This window comes from Mycolicibacterium rhodesiae (assembly GCF_002086695.1).
Classification (GTDB): Bacteria; Actinomycetota; Actinomycetes; order Mycobacteriales; family Mycobacteriaceae; genus Mycobacterium; species Mycobacterium rhodesiae.
On record NZ_MVIH01000003.1, the window covers coordinates 209,627 to 226,804 of the forward strand.

A 17,178-nucleotide genomic window follows, 5' to 3' on the forward strand; every position below is an offset into this window, starting at 1 on the left:
CTTGAGTTCAGAGCTTGTGCGCATCCAGCAGGACGGTGTCGGGCACCGGGTCCTCGAGATCGTCGGGTGCGGGCCGCTTGTAGTGCGCCATCAGGTCGACGGCCGAGGTCGCGGTGACCTCCCAGCCGCGCTCGGTGAGCCACTTCTCGACGTCGGTTCGCGCCTCCATGTACCAGAGCCGGGTGACGTCGGGCAGCTCGGGACCACCGGCCTCGGCCGCATCCCGGCGTGCCTGCGCCATCCGCTCCTGGCGGCGAGCCAGCTGTTCGGCGGAGTAGAACGTCTCGCCGAACGCTTCCACCGAGAGCCTGCTGCCGGGGGCGCTGAGTTGGTCGATCTGCTCGAAGAGCGAGTCCTGCGCGGCAGCGGGTAAGTACGGCAGCAGCCCCTCGGCCGACCATGCAGTCGGGATAGAAGGGTCAAAACCGTTCTCGCGCAGTGCGGTTGGCCAGTCGTGGCGCAGGTCGACCGCCACCGCGACATACCCGGCGGCCGGCTTTGCCCGATGCTCGGCCAGCACCCGCTCCTTGAACTCGAGCACCTTAGGCTGGTCGATCTCGTAGACCGTGGTGCCACTGATCCACGGCAGCCGCCAGGCGCGGGTGTCGAGCCCGGCGGCCAGGATCACCGCCTGATCCAGCCCGTTCGCACCCGCGGTGGTGAAGAACTCGTCGAAGAACTTGGTGCGGGATGCGATGTAGGCGGCCATGGCCTGTGCGCGCACCGGGTCTTGGTCCAGAAACGGTGAGCGCCAACCGGCCTCGACGGCCGCCTCGACGAAGAAGTGGGCGTACGGGTCGAGGTAGAGCGGACATTCGGCGCCGGTCTCCGTCGCCCGTGCGCGGGCCACGCTCAGCGCGGTGGCGCCGACCCCTTCGGTGATGTCCCAGGTGTCATCGTCGGTTCGGCTCACGGTTCGGGCTTCGCTCCTTCGGTGTTGTCCTCGCGCATCTCATCGACCGTCAGCCCGTCGCTGACGCGCTGTTCACGGTAGGCGAGCTGCCCGACTCGATGCGCGATCACCGGCGCGGTGATCAGGGTGAACATCGCGGTCAGCACCAGCATGCCGACGTCGACGTTGCCGCGCAGCCGGATCGTCGCGCCGGCGAGGACCAGCAGCAGTCCCAGCACCTGCGGTTTGGTGGCGGCGTGCATGCGGGTCAGCGTGTCGGGAAAGCGCAGCACACCGATGGCCGCAGTGAGGGCCAGTGCCGATCCGGCCAGTACCAGCACACCCGCCAGCAGATCGAGGGAGTTCATGAGTCGTCCCGCCGCGCCACGTCAGGCACCCGGAACCTGGCCACGCTGACCGAGCCGACGAAGCTGATCAGCGCCAGAGCGGCCAGGCTGTAGGTGACGGTGGTGTCCAGGCTGAGCGCCGCCCACGTGCCGATGCCGCACATCGTCACAGCAACGAGGGTGTCGACCGCCACCAGCCGGTCCAGCGTGCTGGGCCCCATCAACAGCCGGATCATCGTGACCGCGGCCGCGGCGACCAGCATCACGCCCGAGAGCACCCACACGATCGTCATGCGCGATCCGCCTCCTCGGCTTCGCTTGTCGCGGGACGCCATTCGGAGTCCCGCTCGAACGCCGCGACCAGCATCCGCTCCAGCTGGGTCAGCTGGCGGTAGAACCGCTCCACCGATCGCGGCGAGCCCACGTCGAGAACATGGACGTACACCAACCGTCGCGCCTGGTCGATCTCGAGCACGATCGTCCCCGGTGTCAGGTTCACGATATTGACCGCCAGCGCCAGCACCAGATCAGACTTCAGCGCCAGGTGGCCGCGTAGCACCGCCGACAGCGGTGGCTTACCCGGCCGGATCGCCAACCAGGCCACCTGCACCGACGACTGCGTCAGCCACCACGCGACATGCAGCGCCAGCCGCAGCAGCGACAACGGATGCAAGCGGCCCTGCACGGGAACCGAAGGAAGCGGCAGCAACAGCGTGATCAACAGCGCGACCGCCAGCCCCGACAATGCATTGGCCACCGATACGGTGCCCCACAGCAGCAGCCACACCAGTGTCAGCCACACCAGCGTCCAGACCCGAAGCGCCCACGTTCTGTTCACGGGCTCATCGCCCCTCTCCCCAGCACCGCGGTGATGTACTGCCCGCGGTCGAGCACCTCGGTGGCCGCGCGATCGGTGTAGCCGAGGATGGGTCCCGCCGCCACCGTCAACACCAGCCCGACCGCGATCAAAGCCATTGTGGGGACCAGCATTCCGACCGGCATCCGGCCGACATCGCCGCGGTCGTCGAACGCGACGTCTTGCGCGTAGTCGTCGAGCAGAACCGACGGTGCGGAGTCGGCGAGGGCGCCTTCGGGTGCGTCGACCCGCGCCCGCCAGAACGCCTTGGTCCACACCCGGGCCACCACGTACAGCGTCAGCAGGCTGGTCACCACCGACCCGGCGACCAGCAGCCAGGCCAGCACCGAACCGTTGGCGGTGCCCGCCTCGAGCAACGCAACCTTGCCGATGAACCCCGAAAATGGCGGGATACCACCCAGATTGAGTGCCGGCACCATGAACACGAACGCCAGCAGCGGGCTGGCTGCGGCCAGGCCGCCGAGGCGGCGCAACGTCGACGCCCCGGCCTGGCGCTCGATCAGTCCGACGACGAGGAACAGGGTGGTCTGCACGATGATGTGGTGGGCGACGTAGTAGATCGCCCCCGACATGCCCAGGCGGCTGGACAGCGCGATGCCGAACACCATGTAGCCGATGTGACTGACGAGTGTGAACGACAGCAGTCGCTTGATGTCGCTCTGTGCGATCGCACCGAGGATGCCGACCAGCATCGTCAGCAGCGCCGCGACCAGCAATACGTTGTCCAGTCGGCCGGCGGGGAACAGCAGCGAATGCGCCCGGATGATCGCGTACACACCGACTTTGGTGAGCAACCCGGCGAACACCGCGGTGACCGGGGCCGGCGCGGTGGGATAGGAATCCGGCAGCCACGCCGAGAGCGGGAACACCGCCGCCTTGATGCCGAACGCGACCAGCAGCACCGCGAAGATGGCGCTGCGGGTGCCGGTGGTGACGTCCTGCAGCCGCAGCGACAACTCCGCCATGTTCAGCGTTCCGGTCGTCGCGTAGATCAGTGCGAGCCCGATCAGGAAGATCAGCGACGACACCATCGACACCATGACGTAGGAGATGCCGGCGCGGACCCGTTCCTTACTCGCGCCGATGGTCAGCAGCACGAAGCTCGCCGAGAGCAACACCTCGAAACCGACGTACAGGTTGAACAGGTCACCGGCCAGGAACGCCGTGCACACGCCCGCCGACAGCACCAGATAAGTGGGCAGGAAGATCGACACCGGCTGGTTCTCGTCGCCGTCCCGGATGCCCTGTCCGATGGCGTAGAACACCACCGCCAGCAGCACGATCGCCGACACCACCAGCATCAGCGCCGAAAGGCGGTCGGCCACAAGGGTGATGCCCAGCGGCCCGAGCCCCGCATCGGTCGGGCCCCAGCCGCCGACGTGCAATGCCTCGGTGCCGTCGCGGTCGGTCAGGTAGAGCAGCACCGAACACACGACCACCACACCGGTCAGCGCGGCCAGGGCGATCAGGCGCTGCAGGCGTGGCTTTCGACCGGCGATCAACGTCAGGGCGGCCGCCACCAACGGGATCAGCACCGGCAGCGGCATCAACACCGCGGTGGTCGTCATCGTGAACCGTCGTGTCCGGGCAGGGCGTCGAGTTCGTCGGGCTCGTCGGTGTCGCGCGCCGGGACGTGCTGGGGTGCGTCCTCGTCGATCGAGGCCGCTTCGGAATCGGACAACTTGGACACCCGGGTGTCCTCGGGATCGTTGCCGACGTCCTCCTCGGTGGTCAACCGGAACGAGCGATAGGTCAATGCCAGCACGAACGCGGCGATGCCCATCGCGATGACGATCGCGGTCAGGATCATGCCCTGGGCCAGCGGGTCGGCCGTCGTCGTCTCCGTGCCGCTGGTGCGGCCGCGGATGGGCGGGTTCCCGGCTTGCCCGCCGACGGTCAGGATCAACAGGTTGACCGCGTTGCCTGCCAGCAGCAGACCCAGCAGCATCCGGGTCAGGTTGCGCGAAAGCAACAGGTACACACCACAACTGGTGAGACCACCGATGATGATCAGCGGAACCAGGTAGACGATCATGACGCTTTCGCTCTCAGCGCGGGGCGGGCGGCGGTGGCCAGTTCCTCGTCGATACGGGCGCCGAGGCTGCGCAACACGTCGAGCACCAGGCCCAGCACGATCAGGTACACGCCGAGGTCGAAGAACAGGGCGGTCACGAACTTCACCGAGCCCAGCAGCGGCAGGTGCAGCGAGATGACCGCCGAGGACAACGCGGGCGCACCCATCAGCATCGAGCCGACGGCGGTGCCGCCGGACAGCGCCAGGCCCGCCCCGAGGATCTTCCCGGCGTCCAGCGGCAGTGTCTCGCCGAGTTCGTAGCGCCCGCCGGCCAGGTAGCGCAGCACCAGCGCCAGCCCCGCGGTCAGTCCGCCGGCGAACCCGCCGCCGGGAGTGTTGTGTCCGGTGAAGAAGAAGTACACCGACAGCACCATGATCAGCGGGAAGATCAGCCGGGTCGCCACCTCCAGGACCAGGGAGCGGTTGCGCGGGTCGCGCAGTTCGCTACCGCGCAGCCAGGTGGTGTCGCCGACGGCGGGGCTGTAGGCCAATGCCGGTAGCGCCCCGATATCGGGCTGGCCGGCATCGGAAACCCGAGGCGCGGCGCCGAACCGACGGTTACGGAACACCAGTGATGCGACGCCGGTGGCTGCGACCACCAGCACCGAGATCTCTCCGAGAGTGTCCCAGGCGCGGATGTCGACCAGCAGCACGTTGACGGTGTTGGCGCCGTGCCCGCGGTAGTAGGCCGCGTCCGGCAGCAGATCGGCGATCGGGGTGCCGGTGCGGGCGGCCATCGCGAACGCGGCCAGGGTGGTGACTCCTGCGCCGACGGCGAGCGCCAGCGCGATCCGCGGGAGCCGGAAGCGCGGCGATTCCTCGGCCTCGGCGGGCAGTGTGCGCAGCACCAGAACGAAGATGACCAGCGTCAAGGTCTCCACCAGAAACTGTGTCAACGCCAGGTCGGGGGCGCCGTGGAAGGCGAAGATCGCGCCGCAGCCGTAGCCGGTGATGCCGACCAGCAGTACGGCCGCCAACCGGTTGCGCATCACGGTGGCGGCTACCGCAGCGGCCAGGATGAGCAGGCCGACCACCGGCTGGACCAGCGAATCCCACAGCCGGAACTCAGGACGGTCGAGTGGGCCGAACGCCAGCACGCCGACGGGGAACAACACCAGCGTCGACAGGATCACCGACTGCGTGACCGGAATCGATCCGCGTTGGGTGACCGCTGTCAGCCGGACCGAGGCAACGTCCGCGCCGCGGATCACCGCGTCGTAGATTCGGTCTGCGTTGCCCAGCGGCAACCACGATCCCAGCTGGGCCAGGCGCAGCCGCTCGCGGCTGACGAACGCCCCGATGCCGATCGCCAGCACCAGTGCCGACAGCAGCAGCGGCAGGCCGACGCCGTGCCACAGCTCCAGCGTGTAGTGGCCGTCTTCGGCGCCGGCGGCCGGCATGGTTGCCGCGTAGCCGTCCAGTGTGGTGTCCAGCCGGCTGGGCACCAGACCGAAGAACAATCCGGCTGCCGCCAGGATCGCGGGCGCCACCAGGAATGCCGCCTTGGGGCGGTGCAAATTGGCCACCAGCGTCGTGGGTTCGTGAGATCCCTTGCGCGCGAACGCACCCCACAGGAATCGCAGACTGTAGATCGTGGTGAACACCGACCCGGTCACCACGCCGGTGAGCACGACCGGTGCCCACGCGCCGAGTGATTGGCTGTGCGCGATGGTCTCGAAGTCGGCCTCTTTGGCGACGAACCCGAGGAATGGCGGGACGGCAGCCATGCTGGCGGTCGCTGCCGCCGCGATGACGAACAATCCCGGCATGCTCCTGCCCAGCCACGCCAACCTGCGGATGTCGCGGGTGCCGGTCGAATGGTCGATGACGCCGACGACCATGAACAGCGTCGCCTTGAACAGCGCGTGCGCACACAGCATGGCAAGCCCGGCCAGCATCAGATCCTGACCGCCGCCGCCCACCATCACCGTGATGAAGCCGAGCTGGCTGACCGTGCCGAACGCCAGGATCAGCTTGAGATCGTTCTCGCGAACCGCGCGCCAGCCGGCCAGCAACATGGTCAGCACACCCAGGGTGATGACCGTGGGTCGCCAGCCCGGCGAGTCGGCGAACCCGGGCGCGAGCCGGGCGATGAGGTAGACGCCTGCTTTGACCATGGCGGCTGCGTGCAGATACGCGCTGACCGGGGTCGGTGCGGCCATCGCGCCGGGCAGCCAGAAGTGGAACGGCACGATCGCGGACTTCGACAATGCGCCCACGAGGACCAGCAGGACGCCTACGGCGACGGCGGTCCCGTGTGGAGCCTTGACCACAAGTTCCGAGAGCAGATAGGTGCCTGCGGAATGGCCGAGGATCACGATGCCGGCGAGCATGGCCAGCCCGCCTGCGGTGGTCACCAGCAGAGCCTGCATGGCGGCCCGGCGGCTGGTGGCCCGCTCCGCGTAGTGCCCGACGAGCAGGAACGACAAGACCGTGGTCAGTTCCCAGAACGTGTAGAGCAGCAGCATGTTGTCGCTGACCACCAAGCCGAACATGGCCCCGGAGAACGCGACGAGTTCGGCGGCAAAACTGGGCAGCCGGTTCTCGGTGTGACCGTCACGGTGGTGGAAGTACTCCGCGCAATAGAACAGCACCAGCGCCCCGATGCCCAGGACGAGGACGCTCATCACCGCGGACAGGGTGTCGAATCGCAGAGTGATGTTCATCGACAGCTCGGGCGCCCACGGGATGTCCAGGGTGGGTGCGGGGCGGCCGGGTTGCGGCCAGTTCAACCCCACCCAGACCAGTGATCCCGCCGGGACCAACGCCAGCGGGTAGAAGGCCAGCCGCCCCCATCGCCACACGAGAGCCGGCGCCACGGCGGCGGCAATCGCGTGCGCGATCAGGATGACGAGCATGGCACTCCGATCTTGAGGACACGCCAGCGCGTCGTGGATCTGTTGGGCGCGCCAGCGTGTCGGGATCTACCGGTCGGTCGGGGTGTCAGCCAAAGGTTTTCGGCTATGTCCTTCGTGCAGTCTACGTGGTTGACTCTTGCGCAGAATGTCCGGCCGGAATGCCGTGGTGCTCAGCGTTGCGCAGCTGTCGCTGAAAGTGCTTGTCGAGCAATACGTTTCAGCATGTTGCCGACGACCACCCGGTGTCCGCCGGATCCGATCACCAGGGCGCGGTAGATCCTGCCCGTGAATCCGGGAAAGGCCGCCCAGGTCTGCGCCGCCACCCGGGTGCCGCCGGCCGGATCGTCGTCGAGCAGGAAGATCAATCGGTAGACCGAGAACGGGTGCCGTCCCGTGATGGCGAAGCGTTCGTTTTGCTCGGCGGCCTCGAGGGTGAATCCGAGCGGCACCGTCTCGGGATCGTCGGGGTTGCTGCACATCGTCCGCAGCACCGCGCGCCAGGTCGCTGCCCGGTCCGCAGGCACCGTTATGGCATGCTCGTCGATATAGGGTAAACGTTCCATATAGAAGGACTGTACTAGATCGTGGCACCCCCGCGGAAGCATGAAACCGACGCCATCCTGGACGCGGCGCGCGGCCTGATTCTCGCCGAGGGGCCTCGCGCGGCCAGCGTCGCGGCCATCGCCAAGGCCAGCGGTGCGCCGGTGGGCACGCTGTACCACCGGTTCGGCAATCGCGACGCGGTGGTGACGGCGGTGTGGCTGCGGGCGCTGGAGCGCTTCCAGGCCCGGGCGATGGCTGCGTCGGGATCAGGGCCGGTGGAGGTCGCGGTCGCGATGGCGTTGGCTGCGGTCGGCTTCGCAACGGAGTGCAAGGAGGATGCGCGCCTGCTGTTGACCATCCGCCCCGGCGATCTCCGCGACGCCCAGCCGGACCCGGAATTCACCGCGACGCTGGCGGCGATGAATGCGCCGCTGGCCGACCGGGTGGCTGAGCTGGCTCGCCAGCTGTACGGACGCTCCGACGCCCGCAGTGTCGACGCCGTCACCAGGGCGGTCGTCGACCTGCCCTACGCGGTGGTGCGGCGCCACGCCCACGGCGAGGGGATACCGCCGTGGGCGCGGGCCGATCTGTCGGCGTCGGTTCGGGCGCTGTTGACCGCGCCCATGCCGGACGGACCGGCCTAACGCTGCATGTACGTGATCGTCTGGACGCTGTTGACGGCCGGGTTCGCAGTATGGAGGACTTCGGTGGTACCCGTTGAGCTGGCCGTCATCCGGGCGCGACGCGCGTCGGCGCTCGCGGCGATCGCGATGCCACCGGCATTGACCAGGTGATCCGGGTGCCGGTAGGCGAAGTTACAGTTCGCCGGACCACCGTTGGCGCGGCTTTTTCCTTTGAGGAATGCCGTTGCGCCCGCGGCGATCCGGGGCGGATAGCTCGCGACGTTGGCGGTGATGTCGGCGACGAAGACCAGATCGTGGTCGGTCGTGTTGGTCAGCTCGAACTCCCACCCGTCGTAGTTAGGACCCCAGAGGTCTGGCTGATCCGGCATCGCGGTCATGGTCGCGTTCATGGGTGTCCTTCTGCGCTCGAGTTAACTGCCAAGTGCCAGTAAGGATCCCGTAGACGGTGACGGCTGCGCATCGGCCGATCGGAGGGTGAGAGGGAGGAAACCGGTGTCCCCCAATCGGACTACCGGCAGTACGTACGGACCGGGAGGACGTGCCCCAGCAGCCCGATCGCCCCGCCGAGGATCGGCCACACCGGCCAGAAATACGCTGTCTCGCCCGTGGTGAGGGCCACCGCCAGCCACACCGCCAGGACGATCGCGACCATCGCCAGATAGCCGGCCGCATGCAGGCGCACCGAGGCGCGGGCCGCTCGCTTGCGGGCGGCCACGCGGCGGGGGTCGGTGCGTCGCAGGTGATCGACCGGAAGGTCGACGAGGACCCGGCGCAGCTGCTCGGTGTTCTCCGCGGCGAAGGCGGCCTGGACGCGGGTCTCGTACTCGGCGAGGTCGACGTATCCCTGCGCGAGAGCGTGGGAGAGCAGGTCAGCGGTGTTTTCCCGGTCGCGGTCTCCGACCCGGACGGCGGTGGTGGTCATACCGTCCAACTCTGACATGTCACTAATGGACTGTCAACGGGTGTTGTTGAATTGGGGCATGGCCGATCAGGACAGAATCGTCAGCGCCACCCGACGGATTGCCGCACCCGCCACGACCATCTTCGAATTGATCGCCGACCCGGCGCGCCAGCCGGAATGGGACGGCAACGACAACCTCGCGCAAGCAGCCCGGGGCCAGCGGGTCCGCGCCGTCGGGGACGTCTTCACCACCACGCTGACTCAGGGCCCTAACCGGGAGAACCACGTCGTCGAGTTCGACGAGGGCCGGCTGATCGCGTGGCGGCCTGCGCCCCCGGGTGGCGCCCAACCGGGTCACCTGTGGCGCTGGCGGCTCGACCCCGCCGACGACGGCACCACTGTCGTGACGCACACCTACGACTGGACGGAGCTGACCGACCCGGACCGTCTGCCCCGGGCACAAGCCACCACCACGGACAAACTGGCGGCCTCGATCGACCGGCTCGCCGCGCTCGCCGAGGGTTCCCAGCGGTAACGCCCCGCCGGGTGTGCGGTTTCATTCGCAACACGCCGCCGTGGGCGTATGAGGTCGCACATTCGAAACCGCTCAGCGGCCGGCAGCAAACTCTCTCAGCGACTCCACCTGCGCCGCGTCCAGCGACGGCCGCACCGTCTCGCGAGCTTTGGCCACATCGGCAGCGGTGACGTCGGCGGCGTCGATCGAGCGGCGCATCGCGGTCAGCGCAGCCTCCCGCAGCAGTGCCACGCAGTCCGCCGCGCTGTAGCCGTCCAGTTCGCCTGCCAGCGCGTCGAGGTCGACGTCCGACGACAACGGCACGGATTTGCCTGCGGTGCGCAGGATTTCGCGCCTTGCGTCGGTATCGGGCGGTTCGACGAACACCAGTTTCTCCAACCGGCCCGGGCGCAACAGTGCCGGGTCGATCAGATCCGGCCGGTTGGTGGCGCCGAGCACCACGACGTCGCGCAGCGGCTCGATGCCGTCGAGCTCGGTCAGCAGCGCTGCCACCACCCGGTCGGTGACACCGGAATCGAAGCTCTGCCCACGTCTTGGCGCCAGCGCGTCGATCTCGTCGAGAAAAACCAGCGACGGCGCAGAATCCCTTGCCCGCCGGAACAATTCGCGGACAGCCTTCTCCGAGGAGCCGACCCACTTGTCCATCAGCTCGGCGCCCTTCACCGCATGCACACTGAGCCGGCCTGAACTGGCCAGCGCGCGCACCACGAAGGTCTTGCCGCAGCCTGGCGGGCCGTACAGCAATACCCCCCTGGGCGGCTCGACGCCGAGGCGGGCGAAGGTGTCCGGATGCTGCAGCGGCCACAGCACCGCCTCGGTCAGCGCCTGCTTGACCTCGACCATGTCGCCGACGTCGTCAAGGGTCACCGATCCGACGGACACCTCCTCGGTGGCGGACCGCGACAGCGGCCGGATCACGCTCAGCGCGCCGGTGAGATCCTCCTGCGTGAGTGCAGGCGGCTTGCCGTCGTCACTGGCGCGGGCGGCGGCCCGCAGGGCGGCCTCCCGGACCAGGGCGGCCAGGTCGGCGCGAACGAATCCCGGTGTGCGCTCGGCGATTTCGTCGAGTGCCAGACTCCCGGCCGGGACATCACGCAGCAGCACCTCCAAGAGCGCCTTGCGGGTCGCGCCGTCGGGCAGGCTCAAGCCCAGCTCACGGTCACACAGATCCGGTGCGCGAAGCCGCGGATCAGCCGCGTCCGGCTGCTGGGAGGTGGCCACCAGCACGACGCCGGGAGCGACGACCGCCTTGCGCAGCTCGGTCAGGATCATCGCCGACACCGGCTCGGCCGGGGTGGGCAGCAGCGCGTCGATATCGGTGATCAACAGCACGCCACCGCCATTGGTGACCGTGGCGACCGCGTCGGCAACCGCGCGCTGTCGATCCTGCGCGGCCAGTGCCCCGGTGTCGGGCCCGTCGAGCTCTACCAACCGTCGCCCTGCGCACACCGCTCGCACCAGTGTCGCCTTGCCGACCCCCGCCGGACCGGTGACCAGCACACCCAGATTCGGTTTGGCGCCAAGCTTTTCCAGCAGCTCCGGCTGATCGAGCGCCAGTTTGAGCCATTCGGTGAGCCGACCGGCCTGCACGTGCTGGCCCTTGAGGTCGTCGACCGACACCGCCGGGGCTTCCGGCCACGTCATCGGCTGGCTCACCGCCGCGGTGGGTCCGGGACCGCCGGCCGTCGGCGTCACACCGTCACCCCAGGTGACCGACGAATTCGGTTGCACGCTCACCGGCCCGGCCGGATCAGTGCCGGTCACGGTCAACAATTCCGAGGTCCAGGTGATACCCACCGACGAGGTCAGCGCCGAGCTGGCCGCAGTGGTGGACGTTCCCGGACCGAGGTCGCGCGGGAGCAGCGATACCGTGTCGCCGACGGTCATCACCTTCCCGAGCAAGGCCTGGCGCAATGTCGCCGACGTGACCGACTGGGTGGCCAGGGTGGAGCCACGCAACGTGACCGAACGTGCGCCGTACACGGTGACCGGGGCGACCAGCACCGTGGTGTCCTCGCGCAGGCCGGCGTTGGACAACGTCACGTCGTCGAGTAGCGCGGTGCCGGCCGGAACATCCGCGGGAGCGATCGCGGCGACCGCCGAGGTGGTTCGGGAGCCGGTGAGCGACACCGCATCCCACTCGCGGATGCCGAGCGCGGCGAGGGCCTCCGGATGCAGCCGCACCACACCGCGCCGGGAGTCCAGCGCGGAGGTGTTCAACCGTGCGGTCAGCGCCAGGTTGGACGGCGCCATGTCAGCGACCGGGCTTGCGCAGGCCGAGCCGGGTCGACCGGCGATTCGGCTGACCACGACGATCAGCGCGCCGCGCCGCGCGCCGTTGTTTGGGTGCGTCGTTCCATGCCTCCGGCCGCGCCGCGACCCAGCGTTGGCTGCGGATGGTGAACGGGATGATGACCAGGTAGCCCGCGATGATCAGCAGGACCAGGATGTACGGGAACAGCAGCAGCGCAGCCGCGGCGGCAGCGATCAGAATCAACAGGATCGGCGCGGCATTCGGCGGCATCTTCACAGCCTTGAGCGCCAGCGTGGGCACCCGGCTGATCAGCAGCGTGGCGTTGGCGGCGAACCAGAAGCAGACGAACCACGGCGAGGTCCACCAGCCGTGGCCGAACTGCAGCATCGCCGCGAGCGGTCCGATCACGCCGACCGCACCGCACGGCGCAGGCATACCGGTGAAGTACTCGCGGGTGTAGGCCGGGCGGGTGTCGTCGTCGAGCAGTGCGTTGAATCGGGCCAGCCGCAGCACGATGCACACTGCGTAGAGCAACGCGAAGATCCAGCCGACCGGCGAGGTGGGCAACAGCGTCACATAGACCACCAGCGCCGGCGCGACACCGAAGTTCACCGCGTCGGCCAGCGAATCGATCTCGGCGCCCATCCGCGACTGAGCGTCCAGGGCCCGCGCGATGCCGCCGTCGATGCCGTCGAGCACCGCCGCGGCACCGATCAAGGCCAGCGCTATGTGCGGGCGCCCGTCGAGTGCGAACTTGATCGAGGTCAGCCCGGCACAGATGGCCAGCACCGTCGTCGCGCTCGGCAGAATGCGCATGGCGGACGGGCGGGGTTTGATCACGGCAGCTGCGCCAACACCGTCTCGCCGGCCAGCGTGCGCTGACCGGGTTCGACCAGGATCTGCGACCCGGCAGGCAGGTAGGTGTCCAACCGCGAGCCGAATCGGATCAGTCCGTAGGTGTCGCCGATGGCGACCTGGTCGCCGGGGTGCAGTTCGCAGATGATCCGGCGCGCCAGCAGGCCGGCGATCTGCACGACCACCACATCCTGTCCGTCCGGCGTGCGGATCAGCACGCTGTTGCGCTCGTTGTCCTCGCTGGCCGCCGCCAGTTCAGCCGAATGGAATCGGCCGGGCCGGTATTCCACGGCCAGCACCTGGCCGCCGACCGGAACCCGTTGCACGTGGGCGTCGAGCAGCGACAGGAAGATGCTGATCCGTGGCCGGGGCCCGGGCGGCAGACCGAGTTCGGCGGGTGGTTCAACCTCTTCGACCAGACAGATCAACCCGTCGGCCGGGGCGACCACCACACCGGGGCGGCTCGGGGGAGTCCGGGTCGGATGCCGGAAGAACCCGGCGTTGGCGGCGGCGGCGGTCAAGCCCGCGCGCCGCAGCCAGCGGTTCTTGCGGCCCACGCCCGCCACCGCCAGGCTCGCCGCGATGAACGGCAGGCCGGCCGGGTGAACTGGGGGAACGGAGGAACGCACCAGCGCGACCAGCCGCTGGGGGCCGGACTTCATGTTGTCTTCCGCGGTGCGGGGGCGTCTGGCCATCGGCGACGATTCTACGTGCGGGCTGTGATTGTGCGGGGCAGACCTACGACAGGTCCCAGAGTTGGACGTGCTCGCCGGCGGCCACCTCGGTGACGTCCTCGGCGAGCTCCAGAAGGCAGTTCGCCGAGGCCAGCCAGCGAAGATGGTGCGATGCCGGCGGTCCATAGGTCGTGACGGTGCCCGCCTCGGGGTCGTAGACACCGCGGCGGAACTGCCGTTTGCCCTTCGGCGATGTCAGGTCGTCGGCCAGCACGGCGGTGCGGCGCGGCCGGTTCGGGTTGGCCAGGCCCATCGCCGCGCGCAGCGCGGGCCGGACGAACACCTCGAAGGAGACCAGAGCGCTCACCGGGTTGCCCGGCAGCGTGACGATTGACGTGCCTTCGGCTCGGCCCGCGCCCTGCGGCATGCCCGGCTGCATGGCGACCTTGACGAACTCCACCGCGCCGGCACCGAACGCATCCTTGACCACCTCGTAGGCCCCGGCGCTGACCCCGCCGGTGGTGATGATCAGATCGGCCTGCCCGGCGAAGCCCTCCAGCACGGTGCTGAACTGGACGACATCATCGCTCGACGTCGGGGTCGCGACCACGTCGGCGCCGGCCTCGCGGACCGCGGCGGCCAGCATGATCGCGTTGGACTCGTAGATCTGCCCGGGCTTCAGCTCGGTTCCCGCCGACACCAATTCCGAACCCGTCGACATCACCAGCACCCGCAGCCGTGGCTGCACGGTCAGCGAGCCCAGGCCGAGGGCGGCGGCCAGCCCCAGTGCCGCCGGGGTCACCAACTGGCCGGCGCGCAGCACCGTGGTCCCCGCGGTCACATCTTCACCGGCGCGTCGCACGTGCTGCCCGGGTTTGGACGCGATGCGGATCTCGACGGTGTCGATACCGGCGTCGGTGGCCTCGACCGGCACCACCGCCGTCGCACCTGCGGGCAGCGGTGCGCCCGTCATGATCCGGTGCGCGGTGCCCGGCGCCAACGTCAAGGAGTCAACACGTCCAGCCGGAATGTCCTCGGCGACAGGCAATCTCACCGGACTGGCCGCAGAGGCAGCGGCGACGTCCTCGGCGTGAACCGCGTAGCCGTCCATCGCCGAGTTGTCGAATACGGGCAGCGACATCGGGGCTGTCACGTCGGCCGCGAGCACCAGGCCCTCGGCGTCGGCCAGCCCCACCGTGGCCGCCGGACGCGCGGTGATCAGATCGGCGACGACCCGCTGATGTTCGGAGACAGTGCGCATCAGACGGGGAATTTCACGCCGGTCAACTCCTCGGACACCGCCCAGAGCCGCTGCTGGACGTTCCGATCGTGGGACTGATCGCTTGAGCTCACCAGCTTGGGGTGGCCGCGCAGTTCGCGGAACCCGTCGGGCCCGTAGTACTGCCCTCCGATCACCGAGGGGTCGGTGGCGGCCCGCAGCGTCGCCAGCGCGCCCATTTCCGCGCTGTTCAACAACAGCCCGCTGATGAGCTTGACGCCGGGTAGCGAGCTGCCGGGGACGTGGCGGATCAGTTCGGTGTCCGAGACGCCCGGGTGTGCCGCCACGGCAATCGTTTTCGCGCCGGCGGCGGCCAGGCGCCGTTGCAGTTCGTAGGCGAACATCAGATTGGCCAGCTTCGACTGCCCGTAGGAGGCGACGCGCTCATAGCGGCGGCGCTCCCACTGCAGGTCGTCGAACGCGATCTTGGCGCGGATGTTGTGCGCGACGCTGGCCACCACGACCACCCGTGACCCGTCGACTCCCAGCAGATTGTTCAGCAACAGTCCGGTGAGCGCGAAGTGGCCCAGATGGTTTGTGCCGAACTGCAATTCGAAGCCGTCGGCAGTGGTCTGCTTAGGCGGATACATCACCCCGGCGTTGTTGATGAGCAGATCGATCCGGGGATAGGCGGTGCCCAGCTCGGCCGCGGCTTCCCGCACCGATGCCAGCGAGCCCAGATCCAGCTTGTGCACCGTCACCTCGGCCGAGGGTGCGGCTCGCCGGATCTCGGCTGCCGCCGCCTCACCCTTGGCGGTGTCGCGAACCGCCATCACCACCTGAGCCCCGTGCTGTGCCAGCACCCGGGCCGTGTCGAATCCGAGCCCGGTATTGGAGCCGGTCACGATCGCAATGCGTCCGCTCTGATCGGGGACGTCCGCCTCGGTCCACTTCTGTGCGCTCATGGCACGACGATAGACGGCCCAAGTTGCGGACAATCGGTGGCCGTTTACTGTCGCGGTATGGCTATCGGTGGGGTGCTGTTCGACATCGACGGTGTCCTGGTGACCTCGTGGACGCCGATCCCGGGCGCCGCCGAGGCGCTGGCGGTACTGGCCGACCACCAGATCGCGCGGTCCTACCTGACCAACACCACCACGCGCACCCGCGGACAGATCGCAGCGGCACTGTGTGACGCCGGAATCGACGTCCGGCCCGACGAGGTGATCACCGCGGCGGCGCTGACCGCCGACTACGTACGGGCCCACTATCCCGATGCGCGCTGCCTGCTGGTCAACAACGGCCAGATCACCGATGACATGCCGGGCATCGACATCGTCGATTCGGGGGCGTGCGAGGCCGCCGATATCGAGGCCCCTGACGTGATCCTTCTCGGCGGCGCCGGCCCTGAGTACAGCCACCGCACGCTGAGCCGGGTGTACGAATGGATGGCCCAGGGCGTGCCGGTGGTGGCCATGCACCGCAGCACAGCCTGGACCACCACCGAGGGCCTGCGCATCGACACGGGCATGTACCTGATCGGCATGGAGGAGACCTCCGGGCGCAAAGCCACCGGTGTCGGCAAGCCCGCGCCCGCAGGCTTTCTGGCCTCGGCGGCCCGCCTCGGCGTCGATCCCGATGAGATGTACATGGTCGGCGACGACCTCAACAACGACGTCCTGGCCGCCCAGGTGGTCGGGATGACCGGTGTGCTGGTGCGCACCGGCAAGTTCCGCCAGGACACCCTGGACCGTTGGGCCGCAGACGAATTTGCGATGCAGCCCAACCACGTCATCGACTCCGTTGCTGCCCTGCCGGAGTTGCTCGGGCTATAGCTGTCGTCGCCTACCTGCCCAGCGCTCGACGGGTGCGATGAGTTTCTCGGCCGGGGCGGGTCTGTCTGGCTATGACCGAAATTCTGATTGTCACCACCACCATCGACGCACCCTGCAACGCCGTATTCGGAGTGCTCGCCGATCCGAGCACTCACCAGGACATCGACGGCACCGGCTGGGTTCGGGAACCGTTGGACGACGGCCGGGAGCTGACCGAAGCCGGACAGATCTTCCGGATCGCCATGTACCACGACAACCATCCCGACAAGCACTACGAAATGGCCAACCAGGTCACCGTGCTCGAACCCGGCCGGGTGATCGGGTGGGCGCCCGGCGGGCTGGCCGACGACGGCAGCATCGAACTCGGCGGGTGGACATGGCGTTACGACCTCGAGCCCCTCGGCGACGAACAGACTCGGGTCACCTTGACCTACGACTGGTCGAGTGCCACCCCGGAAATCCGGAAGAACATCGTCTTCCCGCCGTTTCCCGTCTCCCACCTCGACAATTCGCTGGCGAATCTGGGGAAGCTGGCCGTCGACCGGGGATGAGGCGGCCGACCGCCTCGACAAGCCCTGGCGGATAGGCCCCGACGCTCGGTGACCGGGCTCGGCGCAACGTGAATGTAAATTTGCTGCGTCTGCCTGCCGGCGTGCCACTGCGTGTGGTA

The 17,178-nt window shown here is 68.5% G+C and carries 19 protein-coding genes; 4 read left to right on the plus strand and 15 right to left on the minus strand.

The window, feature by feature from the left end; genetic code table 11:
• Positions 1 to 7: 7 nt before the first annotated feature.
• The 8 genes from BST42_RS08270 to BST42_RS08305 form a co-directional block, all read right to left on the minus strand.
• Positions 8 to 913 (minus strand): class I SAM-dependent methyltransferase, encoded by a 906-nt coding sequence (locus BST42_RS08270; RefSeq protein WP_083118094.1) that lies wholly within the window; start codon positions 911 to 913, stop codon positions 8 to 10.
• The gene (mnhG, locus tag BST42_RS08275) at positions 910 to 1,260 is read right to left on the minus strand and encodes a monovalent cation/H(+) antiporter subunit G (protein ID WP_083118095.1); all 351 of its coding nucleotides are present in this window, start codon (positions 1,258 to 1,260) and stop codon (positions 910 to 912) included. Before mnhG ends, BST42_RS08270 begins: the two co-directional genes overlap by 4 nt.
• Complete coding sequence (locus BST42_RS08280; RefSeq protein WP_083118096.1) at positions 1,257 to 1,532, minus strand: monovalent cation/H+ antiporter complex subunit F; 276 nt, start codon at positions 1,530 to 1,532, stop codon at positions 1,257 to 1,259. The genes mnhG and BST42_RS08280 overlap by 4 nt, the downstream gene beginning before the upstream one ends.
• Positions 1,529 to 2,077 (minus strand): Na+/H+ antiporter subunit E, encoded by a 549-nt coding sequence (locus BST42_RS08285; protein WP_083118097.1) that lies wholly within the window; start codon positions 2,075 to 2,077, stop codon positions 1,529 to 1,531. The genes BST42_RS08280 and BST42_RS08285 overlap by 4 nt, the downstream gene beginning before the upstream one ends.
• Positions 2,074 to 3,684 (minus strand): Na+/H+ antiporter subunit D, encoded by a 1,611-nt coding sequence (locus BST42_RS08290; RefSeq protein WP_083118098.1) that lies wholly within the window; start codon positions 3,682 to 3,684, stop codon positions 2,074 to 2,076. The genes BST42_RS08285 and BST42_RS08290 overlap by 4 nt, the downstream gene beginning before the upstream one ends.
• Positions 3,681 to 4,151: a Na(+)/H(+) antiporter subunit C gene (locus BST42_RS08295; RefSeq protein ID WP_083118099.1), complete on the minus strand. Its 471-nt coding sequence runs from the start codon at positions 4,149 to 4,151 to the stop codon at positions 3,681 to 3,683. Before BST42_RS08295 ends, BST42_RS08290 begins: the two co-directional genes overlap by 4 nt.
• Positions 4,148 to 7,048, minus strand: coding sequence for a Na+/H+ antiporter subunit A (locus BST42_RS08300; protein WP_083118100.1), 2,901 nt, complete (start codon positions 7,046 to 7,048; stop codon positions 4,148 to 4,150). Before BST42_RS08300 ends, BST42_RS08295 begins: the two co-directional genes overlap by 4 nt.
• A gap of 170 nt (positions 7,049 to 7,218) precedes the next feature.
• Entirely contained in the window at positions 7,219 to 7,611 is a 393-nt protein-coding gene (locus tag BST42_RS08305) for a hypothetical protein (RefSeq protein WP_083118101.1), read from the minus strand.
• 21 nt (positions 7,612 to 7,632) lie between these two features.
• Between BST42_RS08305 and BST42_RS08310 the strand changes: the two genes are divergently transcribed.
• Positions 7,633 to 8,235, plus strand: coding sequence for a TetR/AcrR family transcriptional regulator (locus tag BST42_RS08310; protein ID WP_083118102.1), 603 nt, complete (start codon positions 7,633 to 7,635; stop codon positions 8,233 to 8,235).
• Here BST42_RS08310 and BST42_RS08315 read toward each other — a convergent pair.
• Together BST42_RS08315 and BST42_RS08320 are read right to left on the minus strand one after the other, a co-directional pair.
• A complete protein-coding gene (locus BST42_RS08315) occupies positions 8,232 to 8,624 on the minus strand; it encodes a hypothetical protein (RefSeq protein ID WP_083118103.1) in 393 nt (130 codons plus the stop codon). The genes BST42_RS08310 and BST42_RS08315 overlap by 4 nt on opposite strands.
• A 119-nt stretch (positions 8,625 to 8,743) precedes the next feature.
• Positions 8,744 to 9,157, minus strand: a complete 414-nt coding sequence (locus BST42_RS08320) for a DUF1707 domain-containing protein (protein WP_083118104.1) — start codon at positions 9,155 to 9,157, stop codon at positions 8,744 to 8,746.
• A 58-nt stretch (positions 9,158 to 9,215) separates the two neighbouring features.
• On the opposite strand from BST42_RS08320, the gene BST42_RS08325 reads away from it, so the two are divergent.
• A complete protein-coding gene (locus tag BST42_RS08325; RefSeq protein ID WP_083118377.1) occupies positions 9,216 to 9,671 on the plus strand; it encodes an SRPBCC family protein in 456 nt (151 codons plus the stop codon).
• Between the two features lie 72 nt (positions 9,672 to 9,743).
• Here BST42_RS08325 and BST42_RS08330 read toward each other — a convergent pair whose 3' ends face one another.
• From BST42_RS08330 to BST42_RS08350, 5 genes are read right to left on the minus strand one after another with little or no spacing between them, the layout of a single operon-like run.
• A complete protein-coding gene (locus BST42_RS08330; protein ID WP_083118105.1) occupies positions 9,744 to 11,924 on the minus strand; it encodes an AAA family ATPase in 2,181 nt (726 codons plus the stop codon).
• 1 nt (position 11,925) lies between these two features.
• Entirely contained in the window at positions 11,926 to 12,741 is an 816-nt protein-coding gene (locus BST42_RS08335) for a CDP-alcohol phosphatidyltransferase family protein (protein WP_083118378.1), read from the minus strand.
• 20 nt (positions 12,742 to 12,761) lie between these two features.
• Positions 12,762 to 13,475, minus strand: a complete 714-nt coding sequence (locus BST42_RS08340) for a phosphatidylserine decarboxylase (RefSeq protein ID WP_083118106.1) — start codon at positions 13,473 to 13,475, stop codon at positions 12,762 to 12,764.
• A gap of 43 nt (positions 13,476 to 13,518) precedes the next feature.
• Positions 13,519 to 14,715 carry a molybdopterin molybdotransferase MoeA gene (moeA, locus tag BST42_RS08345; protein WP_083118107.1) on the minus strand — a complete coding sequence of 399 codons (1,197 nt, stop codon included), beginning with the start codon at positions 14,713 to 14,715 and terminating at the stop codon, positions 13,519 to 13,521.
• The gene (locus tag BST42_RS08350) at positions 14,715 to 15,638 is read right to left on the minus strand and encodes an SDR family NAD(P)-dependent oxidoreductase (protein ID WP_083118108.1); all 924 of its coding nucleotides are present in this window, start codon (positions 15,636 to 15,638) and stop codon (positions 14,715 to 14,717) included. The genes moeA and BST42_RS08350 overlap by 1 nt, the downstream gene beginning before the upstream one ends.
• A gap of 57 nt (positions 15,639 to 15,695) precedes the next feature.
• Here BST42_RS08350 and BST42_RS08355 point away from each other — a divergent pair, with 57 nt between their 5' ends.
• The gene (locus tag BST42_RS08355) at positions 15,696 to 16,508 is read left to right on the plus strand and encodes an HAD-IIA family hydrolase (RefSeq protein WP_083118109.1); all 813 of its coding nucleotides are present in this window, start codon (positions 15,696 to 15,698) and stop codon (positions 16,506 to 16,508) included.
• A 71-nt stretch (positions 16,509 to 16,579) separates the two neighbouring features.
• Positions 16,580 to 17,059, plus strand: coding sequence for an SRPBCC family protein (locus tag BST42_RS08360; RefSeq protein WP_083118110.1), 480 nt, complete (start codon positions 16,580 to 16,582; stop codon positions 17,057 to 17,059).
• The last annotated feature ends 119 nt before the right edge of the window (positions 17,060 to 17,178 follow it).